The 3189-nt window shown below is 62.3% G+C and carries 2 protein-coding genes and 1 pseudogene; 2 read left to right on the top strand and 1 reads right to left on the bottom strand.

Annotation, left to right across the window (positions count from 1 at the left end):
• The first annotated feature begins 323 nt into the window (after window positions 1–323).
• Window positions 324–1160: a hypothetical protein gene (locus WAW39_RS27405; RefSeq protein WP_422322436.1), complete on the top strand. Its 837-nt coding sequence runs from the start codon at window positions 324–326 to the stop codon at window positions 1158–1160.
• 777 nt (window positions 1161–1937) lie between these two features.
• Entirely contained in the window at window positions 1938–2789 is an 852-nt protein-coding gene (locus WAW39_RS27400) for a hypothetical protein (protein ID WP_422322434.1), read from the top strand.
• A gap of 130 nt (window positions 2790–2919) precedes the next feature.
• On the opposite strand, the pseudogene WAW39_RS27395 reads toward WAW39_RS27400, so the two are convergent.
• A pseudogene (locus tag WAW39_RS27395) lies at window positions 2920–3189 on the bottom strand (cycloinulo-oligosaccharide fructanotransferase); the annotation flags it as partial.

The raw sequence follows: 3189 nt of genomic DNA, 5'->3' as shown, positions 1-3189 counted from the left end.
GGGCAGGCTGCGGCGGTACCGGCGGCTGGCTGGCTGGTGCCATGCGGCGGGGGCGCTGCTGCTGATGGGGGCGGTGGGGATGATCCTGGCGGAGTGAACTCGGGGCCGTTTGCAGAGGCGGGTGTGTGTTGTGAAATTGCGGGTCGGGAGGTTGCGGAGGGTCTCCCCCTGCCCTGACGGCGGGTGCGCAGGTGGTGAGGAGTAGCGGTGGGCAGGGCGCGTGACTAAAGGATTATTAAACCGATCTTGATTGCCATAAGGCGGTACTCTGCCAGTCTGGCCGCCCGCGCTGTAGGTGCAGCGCGGATCAACCAACACTGAGTATGAAGATCCTTAATACACTCCTCGCCGCTCTGGCGGTCACTTCGGTGACGCAGATCCACGCTGGCTCGCCGCCCCCACAGGGCATCGCGGCGGCTGCTTCCGAACCCGCTGTGTCTGCCATCAATGGCAAACTGGATGCCAACTACGGCGCGATCAATCGTGCTTCCACACGAGGTGTGGCGGGATCTCTCTCGGTGCCGCTGGGCCACCGCTTTGGGGCGCAGTTTGACGGGCTGTATCAGCATGGTTTTTCGACCAACATCTATGGCGTGGGCACGCACTTCTTTGCGCGTGATCCGGGCAAGGGGCTGATCGGCCTGGCATCGAGCTGGACGACGAGCCAGAAATTCACAGACGTGATCGTGGGGATGGAAGGTGAGTATTACTTCGACAAGGTGACGCTGGGCACGGTGGTCGGGTGGAACAACTATGACTCGCATGTGAACACGACCTTCCCAGGGCTGGTGGATCACCAGAACTTTGTGGCGGCGCGCGTGTATGCGGCGATCTACCCGATGGATGACCTGATGGTGCGCCTGGAGTACCAGAGCCGCTTCAACCACAACTTCTACGTGGCGCATGTGGAATGGCAGACGCCGGTGAGCGGTGTGGCGGTGTTTGCGGATGCTGGCGTGGGTGACAACAACTACGCCCACGTGATGGGCGGTGTGCGCGTGTACTTCGGTGGCAGCAAGCCGCTGAAGGACCGCCACCGCAAGGATGACCCGTCCAACATGGGCTCGACCTTCCTGAGCACGAACAGCGCGGGCTCGACGGATGTGGGCGAAGCGCCTGCGGGCGGCCCACCACCACCGCCGCCACCACCCCCACCCTGATGAGGTGTGGGGCCGGGTCTGCTGATCTGGACCTCGGTTAAGATTTTGAAGAGCGCCCGGCGGGAACCCCTGCCGGGCGTTTTTTTTGTGCGAATGGACGGGGGCGCATGGAGCTGATATAGCGTTTTGCGAAACTGATTTCCGGAAAGTGAGCGTGGAGACGCTCTGCGGCTTGAGGACAAGCCGCCCTACCTCGCGCCGGACATTCGAATGCCCCTCGCGGGCAGGGCTGGTTGTCCTCAACCAGCCGCCGTCGACTTGTCCTGCGCAGCTTTAGCGAAGAAGGAAGCCCCAGATTTTCGAGCAAGAAGCAGCCTGCTAAACGGAAAGGAGTTTTGCGAACCGCTATATCATCAGCAGTTGAAAAGGAGTCTTGATGCAGCCTCAAGTGGAGAGCCTGAGAAGCCGAGCTGTTTTCCCTCGGCTGTGGCATTTCACCCCATCCGCAACCCCTCGCAGCAACGGCCCATCGCTCCTGCCTTTCCACGTTCCAAGGACGGCGCACCTTTTTCAGCGCCCGCGACGCCACAGACCCGAAGCTTCGGACCCGCACAGCGGTTCCCTACCCGCCCTGCGGCGCGCGCTGCTCTGGAGGGTTGACCTTCCATCTGGGTCTGAAGAGGGGCCATGGTGCAGTGATGATCGCAGAGGCTTCACAGGCTCAGATACAGACCTGTTTTCAGTGGATCGTGGCATAAGGCTAGTTTTAGGGCGTTTAAATCAGAGTCTTATTGAATCCTGATGGACTGAAAGAGATGGTACGAGGCTCTCACTCCGATGAAACTCTTCCCTACCCTCCCTCTTTTCGCGGCCCTGGCTGCGGCATCTGTGACTCAACTCTGTGCTGGCGAACCTGTGAAAGGGATCGCGGCGGCGGCCACGGAGCCTGCGGTCTCGGGCCTCAATGGCAAGCTGGATGCGAACTACGGGGCGATCAACCGCAGCTCCACGCGGGGTGTGGCGGGGACGCTCTCCGTGCCGCTGGGGCAGCGCTTTGGGGCGCAGTTTGACGGGCTGTATCAGCATGGGTTCGCGACGAACATCTTTGGCGTGGGCACGCACTTCTTTGCGCGTGATCCGGGCAAGGGGCTGATCGGCCTGGTCTCAAGCTGGACGACGAGCCAGAAATTCACGGATGTGATCGTGGGCGCGGAGGGCGAGTACTATTTCAAGCGGGTGACGCTGGGTGCGGTGGCGGGGTATGACAACTATGACTCGCATGTGCCGACGACGTTTCCGGGGCTGGCGACGCACCAGAGCTTTGTGGCGGCGCGCCTCTACGCGGCGGTGTATCCGGTGGAGGATCTGATGGTGCGGCTGGAGTACCAGAGCCGCTTTAACCACAACTTCTACATGGCGCATGTGGAGTGGCAGACACCGATGAAGGGCGTGGCGATCTACGCGGACGGAGGCGTGGGTGAGAACGGCTACGCGCATCTGCTGGGCGGGCTGCGCATCTACTTCGGCGGGGACAAGTCGCTGAAGGACCGCCACCGCCAGGATGACCCGGACAATGTGAACTCGACTTTCATCGGCACGAACAGCGCGGGCTCCACGAACACGGCGCCTGCGCAGGAAGCGCCGCCGCCGCAAGACTGCCAAAGTGGGTGCAGCTGCGAGTGCTGCTGAGGTGTGATGTTTGATGTGTGGAAAAAACGCCCGGCGGGATCTCCTGCCGGGCGTTTTTTTTTGCGGTGCGACTGCACTTCCTGAGCGGGGCGAGGGGCGGAACTGCGGGATGTCCCCAGCCCTGGCTGTTTCAAAAGGCGCTGAGTTTTGAGATGGGGATGATGGCGAGTTCGGCGCTGTTGTGGTTGCCGCGGCGGCCGCCGCTGTTGGAGTAGCCGATGTAGAGTTTGCCTTCGTGCTCGATGGCGCAGGGGTAGGAGAGGGAGGCATTGTCTGCGACGTCTCCGGGGCCGTGGGGGAAGACGGAGGGGCGGATGATGAAGACTTGGCTGAGCACGGATGAGCCGGGCCTGCTGACGGCGATGGTGAGGGGCGTGCGGCGGCCGCCGCTGTCTGCGGT

It is taken from the genome of Prosthecobacter sp. (assembly GCF_049294395.1).
GTDB lineage: Bacteria > Verrucomicrobiota > Verrucomicrobiia > Verrucomicrobiales > Verrucomicrobiaceae > Prosthecobacter.
Note: the sequence above shows the minus strand (reverse complement) of the source record. Positions and strands in the feature narration are given on the sequence as shown.